The organism is Paraburkholderia unamae (assembly GCF_003268775.1).
GTDB lineage: Bacteria > Pseudomonadota > Gammaproteobacteria > Burkholderiales > Burkholderiaceae > Paraburkholderia > Paraburkholderia unamae.
Map to the genome: position 1 here is coordinate 199,847 of NZ_QLSU01000005.1, position 15,278 is coordinate 215,124.

14 protein-coding genes are annotated in these 15,278 nt (G+C 67.9%); 9 read left to right on the forward strand and 5 right to left on the reverse strand.

All coding sequences use genetic code 11. From position 1 onward, the window contains the following. Positions 1-32 precede the first annotated feature (32 nt). The 3 genes from C7401_RS10395 to C7401_RS10405 all read left to right on the forward strand — a co-directional run bounded on the left by C7401_RS10395 (position 33) and on the right by C7401_RS10405 (position 2,057). Positions 33-842, forward strand: coding sequence for an AzlC family ABC transporter permease (locus C7401_RS10395; RefSeq protein ID WP_112171292.1), 810 nt, complete (start codon positions 33-35; stop codon positions 840-842). Beyond that, on the forward strand, positions 839-1,162 hold the full coding sequence (locus C7401_RS10400; RefSeq protein WP_112171293.1) for an AzlD domain-containing protein: 324 nt from the start codon (positions 839-841) through the stop codon (positions 1,160-1,162). Before C7401_RS10395 ends, C7401_RS10400 begins: the two co-directional genes overlap by 4 nt. Positions 1,163-1,295: 133 nt before the next feature. Continuing rightward, positions 1,296-2,057 carry a DUF4088 family protein gene (locus C7401_RS10405; RefSeq protein ID WP_112171294.1) on the forward strand — a complete coding sequence of 254 codons (762 nt, stop codon included), beginning with the start codon at positions 1,296-1,298 and terminating at the stop codon, positions 2,055-2,057. Between the two features lie 39 nt (positions 2,058-2,096). Here C7401_RS10405 and C7401_RS10410 read toward each other — a convergent pair whose 3' ends face one another. Beyond that, positions 2,097-4,268, reverse strand: a complete 2,172-nt coding sequence (locus C7401_RS10410) for an ATP-dependent helicase (RefSeq protein WP_373864434.1) — start codon at positions 4,266-4,268, stop codon at positions 2,097-2,099. A gap of 244 nt (positions 4,269-4,512) precedes the next feature. After that, positions 4,513-5,040, reverse strand: a complete 528-nt coding sequence (locus tag C7401_RS10415) for a hypothetical protein (protein ID WP_112171296.1) — start codon at positions 5,038-5,040, stop codon at positions 4,513-4,515. 325 nt (positions 5,041-5,365) lie between these two features. Here C7401_RS10415 and C7401_RS10420 point away from each other — a divergent pair, with 325 nt between their 5' ends. From C7401_RS10420 to fumC, 5 genes are all read left to right on the forward strand, one after another. Then, positions 5,366-5,587, forward strand: a complete 222-nt coding sequence (locus C7401_RS10420; protein ID WP_112171297.1) for an RNA-binding S4 domain-containing protein — start codon at positions 5,366-5,368, stop codon at positions 5,585-5,587. A 175-nt stretch (positions 5,588-5,762) separates the two neighbouring features. After that, positions 5,763-7,148 (forward strand): MATE family efflux transporter, encoded by a 1,386-nt coding sequence (locus C7401_RS10425; RefSeq protein ID WP_112171472.1) that lies wholly within the window; start codon positions 5,763-5,765, stop codon positions 7,146-7,148. A 234-nt stretch (positions 7,149-7,382) separates the two neighbouring features. Further along, the gene (gene panS / locus C7401_RS10430) at positions 7,383-8,345 is read left to right on the forward strand and encodes a ketopantoate/pantoate/pantothenate transporter PanS (RefSeq protein ID WP_112171298.1); all 963 of its coding nucleotides are present in this window, start codon (positions 7,383-7,385) and stop codon (positions 8,343-8,345) included. A 302-nt stretch (positions 8,346-8,647) separates the two neighbouring features. Further along, positions 8,648-10,354 carry a phospholipase D family protein gene (locus tag C7401_RS10440; RefSeq protein ID WP_112171473.1) on the forward strand — a complete coding sequence of 569 codons (1,707 nt, stop codon included), beginning with the start codon at positions 8,648-8,650 and terminating at the stop codon, positions 10,352-10,354. A 326-nt stretch (positions 10,355-10,680) separates the two neighbouring features. Beyond that, the gene (fumC, locus tag C7401_RS10445; protein ID WP_112171300.1) at positions 10,681-12,093 is read left to right on the forward strand and encodes a class II fumarate hydratase; all 1,413 of its coding nucleotides are present in this window, start codon (positions 10,681-10,683) and stop codon (positions 12,091-12,093) included. A gap of 104 nt (positions 12,094-12,197) precedes the next feature. On the opposite strand, the gene C7401_RS10450 is transcribed toward fumC, so the two are convergent. The 3 genes from C7401_RS10450 to C7401_RS44920 all read right to left on the reverse strand — a co-directional run bounded on the left by C7401_RS10450 (position 12,198) and on the right by C7401_RS44920 (position 14,152). After that, positions 12,198-12,701: an acyl-CoA thioesterase gene (locus C7401_RS10450; RefSeq protein WP_112171301.1), complete on the reverse strand. Its 504-nt coding sequence runs from the start codon at positions 12,699-12,701 to the stop codon at positions 12,198-12,200. Positions 12,702-12,853: 152 nt separating this feature from the next. Then, positions 12,854-13,888 (reverse strand): GlxA family transcriptional regulator, encoded by a 1,035-nt coding sequence (locus tag C7401_RS10455; protein ID WP_112171302.1) that lies wholly within the window; start codon positions 13,886-13,888, stop codon positions 12,854-12,856. Between the two features lie 117 nt (positions 13,889-14,005). Beyond that, complete coding sequence (locus C7401_RS44920) at positions 14,006-14,152, reverse strand: hypothetical protein (RefSeq protein ID WP_165841895.1); 147 nt, start codon at positions 14,150-14,152, stop codon at positions 14,006-14,008. A 186-nt stretch (positions 14,153-14,338) separates the two neighbouring features. On the opposite strand from C7401_RS44920, the gene C7401_RS10460 reads away from it, so the two are divergent. Next, on the forward strand, positions 14,339-15,061 hold the full coding sequence (locus C7401_RS10460; RefSeq protein ID WP_112171303.1) for an ArsR/SmtB family transcription factor: 723 nt from the start codon (positions 14,339-14,341) through the stop codon (positions 15,059-15,061). The last annotated feature ends 217 nt before the right edge of the window (positions 15,062-15,278 follow it).

Here is a 15,278-nt window from a genome sequence, read left to right on the forward strand (position 1 = left end):
CCACGCGCAAGGCCGCCCGCTAAGCTGTCCTCATGTATCAGGAGGATAGTTTGACCACCCATTCCACGCCGCAAACCGGGCGCTTCGCCGAATTCGCCGCCGGCGCGCGCGACACGATCCCCATGATGATCGGCGCCGCGCCCTTCGGCGTGATTTTCGGCACGCTCGTCACCTCGGGCCCGCTTTCGCTCTGGCACGGCCAGTTCATGTCGCTCGCCGTGTTCGCCGGCTCCGCGCAGTTCATCGCGCTCGGGCTGATCGCCTCGCACGCGAGCTTCGCCGTCATCTGGGCCACCACGTTGATCGTGAACCTGCGCCACGTGCTCTACAGCGCCACGCTCGCGCCCTACGTGTCGCACCTGCCGCTGCGCTGGCGCCTCGCGCTGGGCGGCCTGCTGACCGACGAAGTGTTCGCGGTCGCCTGGGCGCATTTCCGCCGCCATCCCCCCGGCGACGACGTCTCGCCGTGGCACTTCCTCGGCTCGGGCCTCTCGATGTACCTGAACTGGCAGCTCTGGACCGCGGTCGGCCTGCTGTTCGGCGCCGCCTTCCCGGGGCTCCAGTCGCTTGGCCTCGACTTCGCGATGGTCGCCACCTTCATCGCCATCGTGGTGCCGCAGCTCGTCGCCGTGCGCTATTTCGCCGCGGCAGCAACCGCGGGCGTGCTCGCTTTCTTCTGGCAAGGCTGGCCGTACAAGCTCGGCCTGCTCGGCGCCGTGCTCGCGGGCGTGGTGGTCGGCGTCGTCCTGTCGCGCCCCGGCACGCCGCGCGGCGCGCGCGCGAGCGGCGAACACCCGCGCAAGCCGCCCACCGTCCAACGCACCGCCGGAGCCGGGCAATGAACTACGTCGTCCTGATCCTCGGCATGGCCCTCATCACCTGGGTCGTGCGCACCGCCGTGTTCGTGCTCGGCGAGCGGCTCGTGTTCCCGCCGCTCGTGCGCACCGCGCTCGGCTTCGTGCCCGTCACGGTGCTCACGGCCATCATCGTGCCGATGGCGGTCTCGCCTCACGGCCAGGGCGCGGAGCTCACCTGGCGCAACCCGCAGCTCGTCGGCGCGCTCGCGGCCATCGTCGTGAGCGCGCTCACGAAGCGCCCGCTCCTCACCATTGCGGTGGGGCTCGGCGTGTTCTTTCTCTGGCAAGGCGTCGTCCTGCGCTGAGGCGTTCCCCGGCAGGTGCGCTCAAGTTTCGGCCCGTCCCGCCGATAAACCCGTCAAGGCCTGCTCTGGCGGGCCTGTGCTCGAACGGCGCGAGCGCATAAGAAGGGATAAGGATTACACCGGGGCAACCACAATGGGGCAGATCACCCTCAATCTGAAAGAAGAAACGCTTGCGTCGCTGCGCAAGGACTTCGACGCGTTCCTGCGCGTCTCGGTCAAGCTCGACCCGCAGTTCGCCACGCCGTCGTTCGAGGACTACCTGCGCGCGAAACTGCTCGACAACATGACGCCGCTCACCGAGCACGCCGTGCAGCGGCTGCTCCAGGGCGGCCAGTACGCGTGGGCCAAGCGCACGCTCGACAAGGAATTTCCCGAGGTCGTCTCGATCCTGATGCGTCAGGCAAGCGAATTCGGCTTTGGCGTCGCGTCGCGGCCCGAGTGGACGCCCGACGAACTCTCGAAGCAATGCCGCGACTGGGCGGCGGCCATCGTGAACGAAGCCCAGGGCGACGCCTCGCTCGTCGACCCGCTCGCGGCGCAGATCAAGTCGAGCGTGCAAGACATCCAGGCGCTCGAGGAGTCGATGCAGACGCCCGCCTGGCGGCTTTCGGAGTCGCTGCGCCAGCGCGTGTACGAGGCCAAGATCGGTTGCGAGCAGGCAAGCGGCAGCGCCGCGCGCGAGCGGCTGGGCGAACTGCGCGGGCTGCTGCGGCTCGGCATCACGCACGGCGCCTTCCAGAAGCAGGAAGCGCAGCAGATCATGGAGTACCTGCGGCTGCTCAAGCCCGAGATCTTCGTCGAAGAACCCGACGACGTGTTCACGCGCCTCGCCGCATGGCTGCGCAACTTCTTCATGCCGCCGCAGCGGACCGCGGCGCGAGAGCAGCGGCACTGAGCGCCGGCGCGCCCGCCTCGCCGGCGGCGCGCCGCACGCCTAATCCCACATCTTCCTGAGCTTCGCGGCAATCTCGACTTTCGCCTGCGCGGCGGCGGCGAGCCCCGTCGCGCTCGGCGCGCTCGCCACGGGCGCGGGCGGCCACGCACGCGATTCGAACAGCGGCAGCATGGGCGTGGCGATGAAGCGCGTGCGCGACGCCCACACGTGCCGGTCGCCCGACGCCACCTGGTTGTGCACGTAAAAGCGCTGCGGCACGACGATGTGCAGATCCTCTTTCGCACGCGTCATCGCCACGTAGAGCAGACGTCGCTCCTCCTCCAGTTCCTCGTCGCTGCCCGCGCCGAGGTCGGACGGAATGCAGCCGTCCACGCCGTTGAGCACGAACACATTGCGCCACTCCTGCCCTTTCGCCGAATGGATCGTCGAGAGGATCAGATAGTCCTCGTCGAGCAGCGGATCGGCGGATTCGGCGCTCGTGGCGTCGGGCGGATCGAGCGTGAGTTCGGTGAGAAAGCGCTCGCGCGACGCGTAGGTGCTCGCAATGCTCTCCATCTGCAACAGATCGGCGAGACGCACCTGGGCGTCCTCATGATTGCGTTCGAGATGCGGCTCGTACCAGCGCCGCACGCGCTCGAATTCGGCGGGCCACGGCGTGGCGCGCATGGCAAGGCTGTCGACGAGCGAGGCGAACGCGGGCCAGTCCTCGGCCGCGCGCGGCGGCGGCGCGAAGGCCGCGAGCGCCTCGGCGGCGCGATACGCGCCCGTGCAGGCGGCCACCTGGTCGAGCAGGCGCGCGGCGTTGGCGGGCCCCACACCCGGCAGCAATTGCGTGACGCGAAAGCCCGCCACGCGGTCGAGCGGGTTTTCCGCCCAGCGCAGCACCGCCAGCACGTCCTTCACATGCGCGGCGTCCAGAAAGCGCAGTCCGCCGAATTTAACGAACGGGATATTGCGCCGCGCCAGCTCGATTTCGAGCGTTGCGCTGTGGTGCGCGGCGCGAAACAGCACGGCTTGCTGCTTGAGCTTCATGCCCGCTTCGCGCGCCTCGAGGATTTGCTCGACGACGTAGCGCGCCTGAGTGGCCTCGTCGGCGACCGTCACGAGTCGCGGGCGCTGCTGCGAAGGGCGATCGGTCCAGAGGTTCTTCGTGAAGCGCTCGGCAGCCGCGTCGATTACGGCGTTCGACGCCGCGAGAATCGGCGCGGTCGACCGGTAGTTGCGCTCCAGCGTCACCTGACGCGCGGGCGGGTCGAACTGCGCCGGAAAATCGAGAATGTTGCGCACGGTCGCGCCGCGAAACGAGTAAATCGCCTGGGCGTCGTCGCCGACCACGGTCAGGCCGCGGCCGTCGGGCTTGAGTGCGAGCAGGATCGACGCCTGAAGCCGATTGGTGTCCTGATATTCGTCGACGAGGATATGGTCGAAGCGTCCCGCGAGATCGGCGGCAATCGCAGGCTCGGCGGCCATGTGCGCCCAGTAGAGCAGCAGGTCGTCGTAGTCGAGAACGTTCTGCTTCTGCTTGGCGTCCACGTACGAGGCGAACAGCACGCGCAACTGCGGTTCCCATTCGAGGCACCACGAGAACGAGCGGTTGAGCACGTTCGCGAGCGAATCGCCCGTGTTGACCGCGCGCGAATAGATCGCAAGACACGTGGACTTCGACGGAAAGCGCTTTTCCTTTGCCGAGAAACCCAGTTCGTGGCGCACGAGGTTCATGAGATCGGCGGAATCCTCGCGATCGTTGATCGTAAACGCCGGCGACAGGCCGATGTGATCCGCGTATTCGCGCAAGAGGCGCGCGCCCACGCCGTGAAACGTGCCCGCCCAGGTGAGCCCCTGCGCGAGCGTGGCGGCCACGCCCGGCACGCCGGCGGCGATGCGCGCGACGCGGCGCGTCATCTCCTGCGCGGCGCGGCGCGAGAACGTGAGCAGCAGGATGCGGTGCGGATCGGCGCCGTTCGCGATCAGATGCGCGACGCGGTGCGCGAGCGTATTGGTCTTGCCCGACCCCGCCCCCGCGATCACGAGCAGCGGCCCCGGCAGCGCCGAGCCCGGCGCGTAGCCCGCTTCGCCGCCGTGCTCGACAGCTTCGCGCTGCGCGTCGTTGAGCTTGGCGAGCCACGCGGAAACGGCGTTGGCCGTATCGGCGCATGGCCTGGCAACGTCGTCGCCGGCGACAGAGACGGAGACGGACGAGGAATCGGCGATGGAAACAGTGGACACGGCGGGCGCAGGAACGGTGAGCGTGGCGAATCGGACAGGGCGACGCACACTGTATATCCATACACCCCGCATCCGCAAGCGCCTGATTCTGCGGCGATCTGGCGATATTTAGCGACAACTTCAGCGCCGGGCCGAGAGCCTGCGCCGGAAAACGAAGCGGCGGCGCCCGTTGCCGGACGCCGCCGCCGTTTCTGCTCCCAACAGTCCCAACGGTCCCGCCGTCAGTCGCTTACTGCGAGGACTGCGGAGCCTGCTGGACCTGGCCGCCCTGCTGCTGGGCCGACATGCCGTTCATCATCTGGTCTTTCATCTCCGAGTCGTTGGCCTGACGGTCGGCCTTGTGGATGATCTTGGCGTCCTGCACCTGGGCCTTGTACTGCGACTTCGCCTGCTTCTTCGCGTCGCCGTACTCCGCATTCGCCGACTTTTTGGCGCTGCGGTACTCGGCGTTCGCCGCCGCGTTCGCGTTGCGCTTTTGCACCAGCGGGTCGGCTGACTGCGGCGCCGTCAGGTTCTGCGGCGCGGGCGCGGGTTGCGCGATACCGGCAGCGGCCGGCGCCTGGCTGGGTGCCTGGCCGCCCATCTGGCCCGGCGCCATCGCCGGTGCGGCGGAAGGTGCCAGCGCGGGCGCCCCGCCGCCGGCCTGTGCCGCACCCTGGGTCGCAGTTTGGGCAAACGCACCCTGCGCGAACACGGCGGCCGTGGTCACGGTGGCAAAAGCGGCGGTAGCGGTCAGCAGTTTGCGAATCTGGGTCATGGCGTATCCTCTTTGCAGTGGTTCCGAAGGCTCGGTTGCGGCGAACAGGTCCGCTACAGCCGCGCCCCCGCTCGATGTAGCCGCCCGGTAAAACGAATGAGCAAGGTTGGGCGGCGCTGTCGATCCGGGTGAAACCATTTTGGTCTGAAGATCGCCGCGCGGTCCCGCAACGTTACTCAACGTTGCACTTTCTGACGAATTCATAACATCTGGCCCCGAGATGTGACAGCAGCGTGTACGCCACAGAGGGCCGCGGCAAGCCGGCGATCGCTTATGATGCTCACCCTTCGCGCGCCTCCCGCGCGCATCTGAATGCCGATCCGCCATGCCCAATCTCGATTTCACGCTCACCGGCGACTACGTCGAACTGCACAACCTCCTGAAGATCACCGGCCTCGCGGACAGCGGCGGCTCGGCCAAGCAGGTCGTCGCCTCGGGCGCGGTGAAAGTGGACGGCGAGGTCGAACTGCGCAAGACCTGCAAGATCCGCGCGGGCCAGGTCGTGCTGCTCGGCGACACGCGCATTGCCATCAAAGAGCCGGATTAAAGTGCCGATCGATGCGCCCATCAAAGCGCCCGACCGGAATTGCGCGCAAGCGACACCCATGCACCGTATTTGAGCGCGCGGATCGACAACGCGACCGCCGCGCAATAAGCTTTCAGTTTCGACAGACAACCGTACTCAGAGCCTTGCGGCGCGTATCTCGCGCCGCTTGTTTTTCATGACCCGAACCACGCTTTCCGGCCGCGCCGTTTCCACATCGCCCACGCTGCGCCGCCACGCCGCCGACACCGCCCGCCTCGCCGGACCGCTCGCGATCGCCCAGCTCTCGCAGATGGCGATGAGCGTCACCGACACCGTGCTGCTCGGCTCGCTGGGCGCCGACGCGCTCGCCGCGGGCGGCCTCGGCGCGAACATGTTCTTCGTCGTGGTGACCGTGCTGCAAGGCGTGCTGACCTCGGTGAGCGTGAGCGTCGCGCAGGCGCGCGGCGCCGCCAACGAAAGCCAGGTGCCGCACATCTACTGGACGGGCTTCGCGCTTTCGCTGCTGCTCTCGCTGCCCGCCTTCGCGCTGCTCTCGTTCGCGGAGCCGATCCTGCGCGCGCTCGGCGAGCCGACGCTGCTCGCCCATCACATCGGCGAATACACGGCCGTGCTGCGCTGGGGCGCGCCCGCGAGCCTGATCGGCGTGGGGCTCATGCGCTCGTTCCTGCCCGCCATCGGCGCGGCGCGGCGCCTCTTGTGGGTGTCGATTGCGAGCGTGTTCAGCAACGGCTTTCTCAATTACGGGCTGATCCACGGCGTGTGGGGGCTGCCGCGACTGGGCTTTCTCGGCTCGGCGGCCGCCACGACCACAACGGTCTGGCTCACGGCGTTCGTGCTGATGGCCCTGCTGCACCTGCGCCCCTCGCACCAGCGTTTCGTGATCGCGCGCCGGCCCACGGCGCCGCTCATGGGCGAGTTGTTTGCGATCGGCTGGCCGGTCGCCATCACCTATGCCGTCGAGGCGACGCTCTTTCTCGCCACCGGCCTGCTCGCGGGCCTGCTCGGCGAAACGCCGCTCGCGGCGCACCAGATCGCCCTGAACGTGGCCTCCGTGACCTTCATGGTGCCGCTCGCGATCGGCCAGGCGGCCAACGTGCGCGTGGGTTACTGGATCGGTGCGGGCGCGCCGCGCGCGGCGCGCCACGCGGGTTTCGTCGCGCTCGCGCTCGGTGTGGGTTTCATGACGCTCTCGGCGCTCGTGATGGTGCTCGCGCCGCACTGGATCGTCGGGCTCTATCTGCATCTCGACGATCCGGCCAACGCCAACACGGTCGGGCTCGCGGCCACGCTGCTCGGCGTCGCGGCCATCTTCCAGATCGTCGACGGCGCGCAGACCGTGGGCTCGGGTTGCCTGCGCGGCCTGAAGGACACGCGCGTGCCGATGGTCGCGGCCACGCTCGGTTACTGGGGCATCGGTTTTCCGTTGGGATACGCGCTCGCGTTCCACTTCGGCCTTGGCGCGCTCGGCCTCTGGTGGGGCCTCGCGGCGGGGCTCACCACGGTCGCCGTGCTCATGACATGGCGCTTTCACCGCATGAGCCTGCTCGCCCAAGCCAGGTAATGGCCACGTAATGGCCAGATAAGGGGTGCGAGGTGACGGGTTAAGCAAGCGGTTAAAATAGGCGGCTGGCGCCCCATGCGCCGTCCGTCCCACGAGGGCAGGAACCGTGCGCTGCATGGAGGGGGCCGGGTGCTAAAGCGCCAGGTCCCGCCGACAAAGGAGACAGCCCCGCCGCCACGGCGAGGCAACGCGCGCCACGACCTAAAACGAACCCCTCTCACGGACCACCCTTTCATGCTTGCCCCGATCACCCGACTCTTCCCGCTCTGGGCTGTCCTCGTTTCACTGCTTGCGTACTTCGATCCGGGCCTCGTCGCGCCAATCGCGCCGCACGTCACCACGCTCCTGATGATCATCATGCTGGCGATGGGCGTGACACTCTCGTTCGCCGACTTCCAGCGCGTCTTCACGCGCCCCGCGCCCGTGGCGGCCGGCATCTTCCTGCACTACCTCGTCATGCCGCTCGCCGCCTGGGCGATCGCCAAGGTGCTGCACATGCCGCCCGACCTCACCGCGGGCATGGTGCTCGTGGGCAGTGTGGCGAGCGGCACGGCGTCGAACGTGATGATCTATCTCGCGCGCGGCGACGTCGCGCTTTCGGTGACGATCAGCGCGCTCTCCACGCTCGTCGGCGTGTTCGCGACGCCGCTCCTCACGCGTCTCTACGTCGATGCCTCGATCGTCGTCGACGTGCACGGCATGCTCATGAGCATCCTGCAAATCGTCGGCCTGCCGATCGCGATCGGCCTCGTCGTGAACCGCCTTGCGGGCGGCCTCGTGCGCCGCGTCGAGCCGGTGCTGCCGCTCGTCTCCATGGTGTCGATCCTCGCGATCATCGCGGCCGTCGTGGGCGGCACGCACGCGAGCATCGCCACGGTCGGCCCGCTCGTCGCGCTCGGCGTGGTGCTGCACAACGGCATCGGCCTGCTCGGCGGCTACTGGGGGGGCCGACTGCTCGGCTTCGACGAATCCGTGTGCCGCACGCTCGCCATCGAAGTGGGCATGCAGAACTCGGGGCTCGCCGCGACCCTCGGCAAGCTCTACTTCTCGCCGCTCGCCGCCCTGCCCGGCGCGCTGTTTTCGGTGTGGCACAACCTCTCGGGCTCGGTGCTCGCGGGCTACTGGGCCGGCAAGCCGGCGCGCGGCAGCTCGCGCGACGCGCAAGGCGCCGCCCGCGCCACGCCCGAGCGCGGCTGACCACGCAACACCGGCGTGAGCGTCTCGACGCTCACGCCGCACGCGCCGCCCAATGCGCGAGCGCGCCAGCGCTTCCGCTTCCGCTTCCGTCGCACGCTCCTGTTGTTCGCCGTGCGCGCAGTGTCGCGCCACGGCGAGCGCCGCTGCTTGCGGCCGGGCTGCAAGCGTAATCGTCACGCCTTGCCGCCCTGCCGATGAGGTTCGAAAATTGCTCAGCCAGCTTGCCCGCTGCCGCAAGCACGGCGGGCGGCTTCCCGTAGAATCCCCGCGAAGGCCGTGCAATGAAAACGAACCATCCCACGATGCGACGTTCGCAAAGGAGATCCAGCTTGGCCGCGCATTTCGCCCTGCCCGCCGTTTTTTCGCGCCGCCTGCCGCCGTTGCCGGCGCCTCACGCGCCGCGCACGCTTCGCGCGCTTTTTGCGCTGCTCTGCTTCACGCTCGTCGCAGGCTGCGCGACACGCCCGCCCGCCACCGACTACCCGCGCGAGACCACCTCGGCCCTGCCCGCGTCCGAGGCGAGCGCCACGCCGCTCGGCCTCGCGCTCGCCGCGCCCGAGGCCGCGCATCCCGGCCAGTCGGGCTTTCGCCTGCTCGCCACCGGCACCGACTCGCTGCAAATGCGCATCGCGCTCGCACGGGCGGCGACGAAGACGCTCGACATGCAGTACTACATCGCCAACGAGGACACCACCGGCAAGCTGCTGCTCGGCTCGGCGCTCTATGCGGCCGATCGCGGCGTGCATGTGCGCATGCTCGTGGACGACCTGAACTTCCACGACATCGACCGTCTGATGGCTGCGCTCAACAGCCATCCGAACATCCAGATCCGCGTGTTCAATCCGTATGGCAGCACGAGCGAATCGATGCTCCTGCGCACGCGCAACTTCTTCACGAACGTCGACCAGTTCACGCGCCGCATGCACAACAAGGCGACGATCGTCGACAACGAGCTCGCGATCGTGGGCGGCCGCAATCTCGGCGACGAATACTTCAGCGCGAGCCCGACGTTGCAGTTCACCGATCTCGACATGCTCGCGGCGGGCCCGGTCGCGCAAGACGTCTCGGCAAGTTTCGACGCTTACTGGAACAGCTCGATCTCGTACCCCTTGAGCGTGCTCAATCATCAGAAGTTCGATCCGCACGATCTGGACACCGCGCGCGACGACCTGCGCAAGCACTGGAGCGAAACCGCCGATCCGTACAACGCCAAGCCGCTCAACGCCACGCCGCTCGCGCAGCAGATCACGCGCGGCGAGCTCGGCCTGAACTGGGCGAAATGGGAGTTCGTGGCCGACTCGCCCGGCAAGATCGCGGGCGCCGAGCATGGCGAGATGGGCGACGCCATGCGCGCGCTGCTCGATCGCATCCATCAGGCGAAAAGCAGCGTGCTGGTTTTCTCGCCGTATTTCGTGCCGCACGACACGGGCGTGCAGGAAATACGCACGCTCACCTCGCAGGGCGTGCGCGTGGCGATCGTCACCAACTCGCTCGCGGCCACCGACGCCGTCGCGGTCCAGGCCGGCTACAGCCCGTACCGCGTGCCCATGCTCAAGGCCGGCGCCGAGCTTTATGAATTCAAGCCGCGCCAGCCCGAACGCACCGGGCAGCGGCGCTTCGGCGTGGTCGGTTCGCGCTCGCGCGCGAGCCTGCATGCGAAGGCCTATGTGATCGACGAAAGCACGCTCGTGATCGGCTCGCTCAATCTCGATCCACGCTCGGCGAACCTGAATACCGAGCTTGCGCTTGCCGTCGAAAGTCCGCCCATCGCGCACGAGGTGGCCGGCTATTTCGCGCTCGCGACCTCGCCGAAAGTGAGCTACCGCGTGACGCTCGCGACGCCCTACCAGCTCGCTTCGATGCGTGGCAGCGCGATCTCCTCGCCGCTCGTCTGGACCGATGAGGAAGACGGCGTGATCCGCACCTACAACCTCGATCCTGGTGCGGGTTTCTACCGAAATCTTCTAACCGGGCTATTCTTGCTGTTGCCGGTCGACAGCCAGCTGTGAGCGCGACGGCGGAGCGATCCATCGCCCCGCCGCGCGTCGCAGCGAGTCCGTCGGTCCTGCAATACGTGCAATACGTGCAATACGTGCAATACGTGCTACACGTGCAGTACGTCGTACCCTCCGCCGTCGAGCCAGCCACGAAGCCGCCCTCAGCGCACCGAGCGCCGCCGCGCCTTCGCACCGGCCGCGCAGCCGCCCGAGCACCACGCGCCGCGCCGCCGCAGCCCAGCCACCACGCGGAAACGAACCCGTCACGAAAGCGGCGCCTTCGCAACAAGCGCGAACAGCCCAAGCCAACGGCGCCGCCTCAATCACCGGAGTCTCACATGACCGCAAGCAACGAAAACGTCCGCATGGAGCGCGACACTTTCGGCGAAATCGCCGTGCCCGCCCAGCAGCTGTGGGGCGCGCAAACCCAGCGCTCGCTGCAAAACTTCCGCATCTCCACGGAGAAGCAGTCGCCCGAACTCATCACCGCGCTCGCCACCATCAAGCGCGCCGCGGCCGAGGTCAATCTTTCGCTCGGCGTGCTCGACGAAGCCAAGGCGCACGCCATCGTGCAGGCCGCCGACGAGATCATCGCGGGCAAGCACCCCGGCGAATTTCCGCTTGCCGTATGGCAAACGGGCTCCGGCACGCAGACCAACATGAACCTCAACGAGGTGATCGCCAACCGCGCGAGCGAGATTCTGGGCGGCGAGCGCGGCGAGGCGCGCAAGGTGCACCCGAACGACGACGTGAACCGCGGCCAGTCGTCCAACGACGTGTTCCCCACGGCCATGCACGTGGCCGCCGCGTACGGCATCGTCAAGCATCTGCTGCCCGCGCTCAAGACGCTGCGCGACACGCTCGACACCAAGGCGAAAGCCTTTGCCGACATCGTGAAGATCGGCCGCACGCACCTCCAGGACGCCACACCGCTTACGCTCGGCCAGGAGTTCTCGGGCTATGTCGCGCAGCTCGATCACGGCATCAAGCATGTGGAATCGTCGCTGCCGCACCTCTACGAGCTCGCCCAAGGCGGCACGGCGGTCGGCACGGGCCTGAACGCGCACCCGCAGTTCGCGCACAAGGTGGCCGAAACCATTGCGAAGCTCACGGGCGTGCCCTTCGTTACTGCGCCGAACAAGTTCGAGGTGATGGCCGCCGCCGACGCGCTCGTGTTCGCGCACGGTGCGCTCAAGACCGTGGCCGCGAGCCTCATGAAGATCGCCAACGACGTACGCTGGCTGGCCAGCGGCCCGCGCTGCGGCCTCGGCGAACTGTCGATTCCCGAAAACGAGCCGGGCAGCTCGATCATGCCGGGCAAGGTCAATCCCACGCAGTCCGAAGCCGTGACGATGCTGTGCTGCCAGGTGTTCGGCAACGACGTGGCCGTGAACATGGGCGGCGCGAGCGGCAACTTCGAGTTGAACGTGTTCCGGCCGATGATCGCGCACAACGTGCTGCAATCGATTCGCCTGCTCGCCGACGGCGCGCTCAGCTTCAACGATCATTGCGCCGTGGGGATCGAGCCGAACCGCTCGCGCATCGACGCGCTGCTCAACGAGTCGCTCATGCTCGTGACGGCGCTCAATCCGCACATCGGCTACGACAAGGCCGCGCAGATCGCCAAGAAGGCGCACAAGGAAGGCACCACGCTCAAGGCCGCGGCGCTCGCGCTCGGGCACGTGAGCGAACAGCAATTCGACGAATGGGTGAAGCCGGGCGAGATGGTGGGTACCGGATCGCGGAGTTGATCCCAGCCTGATCCCGCGTTCTGAACGCAAAACGGGCGGCGAGGTTTCGACCTTCGCCGCCCGTTTTCTCATGCGTGTTCAGCGCATGGCTTGCGTCGTGGGCTTCACACTTCGCCCTTGGCCACTTCCTCGGGCTTCAGTTCGATGATCGCGTCGAGCGCGTCGCGCACGTCGAGCGCGTATTTCGCGAGGCGCTTTTGCTCCTCCGTTTCCGGCACAAACGTCGGCACGGGAATGGGATTGCCGTTTTCGTCGACGGCGACGAACACGATCAGGCAGTCCGTGGTGAGACGCAACTGGCCGCTCTTGGGGTCGCCCGCGTGCACGGTGATGTGGATGTGCATCGAGGTGCGGCCCGTGGCGACCACGCGCGCGCGCAGCTCGACCATGTTGCCGACGAGAATCGGCCGGCGAAAGCGGATGTTGCCCACGCTCACCGTCACGCAATAGCGGCCGGACCAGACGGCCGCGCAGGCATACGCCGTCTCGTCGATCCACTTCATCAGCGCACCGCCGTGCACTTTGCCGCCGAAATTCACCGAAGTCGGTTCGGCGAGGAACCGGAATGTCGTTTCCGAACGGTCCAGCGGCTGGGTAGGCGTCTTCATATCGGCTTTACTCATGGCGATTCGGCTCTGGCGGCTCGAATTGTGGGGTAAGGAGCCGTCGATTATACGAGCGCAACACGACAGCCGCAGCGCAATGCTGAAGCCGGCTGCGGGCGAGCTCAACTTGCCGTCAACGCGCCGTGAACGCGCTGTCAGTTCGCCGCGAAACGCGCGCGATAGTCGAGCGGCAGCACGCCGTAGCTGCGCTCGAAGGCACGCCGCAGATTCTGCTCGGTGCCGAAGCCGCAGTCGGCCGCGATGCGCTTGAGCGGGCGGCGCGACTGCACGAGCGCATGCGCGGCGGCCTCCACGCGCATGGCCGCGACGGTGCGCGCGGGCGTGCGCCCCACGGCTTCGACGTAGCGGCGCGCAAAGGTGCGCGGGCTCATGCAGGCTTCCTCGGCAAGCCGCTCGACGTTCAGCTCGCCGTGCAGGTTGGCGGCCATCCAGCCGTGCAGCGCATCGAAGGCGCCGCCCGCCGTGGCCTGCGCCGTGAGCGCCTCGCTGAACTGCGACTGCCCGCCTGGCCGCTTCATGAACACCACGAGGCGGCGCGCCGCCTGCATGGCGATCGCGTGACCGCAGTCCTCCTCGATCAGCGCGAGCGCGAGATCGATGCCCGCCGAAACGCCCGCCGACGTCCACACGGCGCGGCCGTCGCGGTCGTCGCGGATGAAGATCGGTTCGGGATCGACCTCGACCTGGGGAAAGCGTTTCGCGAGCTGCGCGGCATTGCGCCAGTGCGTGGCGGCGCGGCGGCCGTCCAGCAGCCCCGCCGCCGCGAGGTAGAACGCGCCCGTGCAGACCGAGGCGACGCGGCGCGCGCGCGGCGCGGCCGCCGCGATCCAGGCGACCAGTTCGGGCTGGAGCACGGTGGCGTCGTCGATGGGGACACCTGGCACGATAAGCGTGTCGATGGTGGCGGGGTCGAGCGCGTCGAGCCGCTCGGTGACGATGGGCATGCCCGCGAAAGTCGGCAGCACGCCGCCCGCCACCGAGGCGAGCGTGGTGCGATAGGCGCAGGGCTCGCCTTGAGGCGCGCCGTGGAAAGCGCGCATGCCCAGTTCCGCGCGCCAGAAAGCCTCGACGGGACCGCAGGCGTCGAGCAGCACGAGGTCTGGCGCAACGGCGAACACGACGTGCCGCGCAGCGGCGACAGGGGAAGCATGGGACGTCTGGGGCGGCATGGCGTTGGGGGCGATCCGAAAGAGGACGCCCCATGATCGCACGCACGCGCATGGCAGTCAGGTCAAACTTGCATCAATTTCTGCCAATCCATCCGACTGCGATACACAACGGTTCGATCAGTTGTGGACGGCGATGCCCTGGTCGATCGTGCCGTACATCGTGATGCCGCTCCCGCTGCTGGAGGGCATGGAGCCGCCCTGCGCACAGGCCGCACACAGGGGCGCGAGCGCAACGAGAGCGAAAAGAACCAGAAAGCGTTTCATGACGGGAAAGCGGCTTGCGTAAAGAAACCCATTCTAGCGCGGGGGCCCGGCGCACCGCAGTCCGCGACGCCGCATGCCTGGAGCCACGTGCCTGCAATCGATACTTCATCTCGCCGTGAAACGTCGATTGCGCGGTTTCGCTAGAGTCACGATGTGGGCGTCATCGAAACGAAACAGGAAACTGCCATGAATCTCCCCGCTACCGACGAATCGAGCCATTTCCCGGGTCTCGCGCGCGTTGCCGCCCTGCTCGCCGACCCCGGCCGCGCCGCCATGCTCTGGGCGCTCATGGACGGCAGCGCGCGGCCCGCGGGCGAGCTCACGATGATCGCGGGCCTCTCGCCTTCGGCGGCGAGCGGCCACCTCGCGCGCCTCACCGACGGCGGCCTGCTCGCGCTCGACGTGCGCGGACGCCACCGCTACTACCGCATCGCGACGCCTGAAATCGCCGCCACCATCGAGGCGCTCATGAACGTCGCCCACGCGACCAACGTCGTGGCCGCGCAGCGTCCGGCGCCGCGCCCGGTCCGCACAGTACCGCTGGAGATGCGGCACGCACGCACCTGCTACGACCACATGGCCGGTGAAGTCGCCGTGCAGGTGTTCGAGCGCCTCGTGGGAGGCGGCCTGCTCGTGCGCGACGGCGACACGCTCGAAGCCACGCCCGAAGGCGCGGCGCGTCTCGCCGCCTGGGGTGTCGACGTCGCGGCGCTGCATACGCGGCGGCGGCGCTTTGCCTGCACCTGCCTCGACTGGAGCGAGCGGCGGCCGCATCTGGGCGGCGCGCTGGGCGCGGCGCTGCTCGATTCGTGGACGCAGGGCGGCTGGATCGAGCGCACGAGTCGCCCGCGCGTGCTGCGCATCACGCCCAAGGGGCAGCGCGAGTTCGACGCGCTAGTGGCGGTTTAGAGCGCCAATCCGCGCCAAATCACGCCAATATAAGCTGACAAATACCCAACAACTTCGCCGATTTCGCCCGCAAAATCTCGCGTTTCGCCCTCCGTCACACGTTCTGTTACATCTCCTGCATAAGCCTTAACAAATGCGTGCGCATGGAAACACGCGCGCCGGATACAGTGCCCTGCATGGGGTGGGAGCAAGCGCTCAAGCGCCCGGTCCCGCCGAC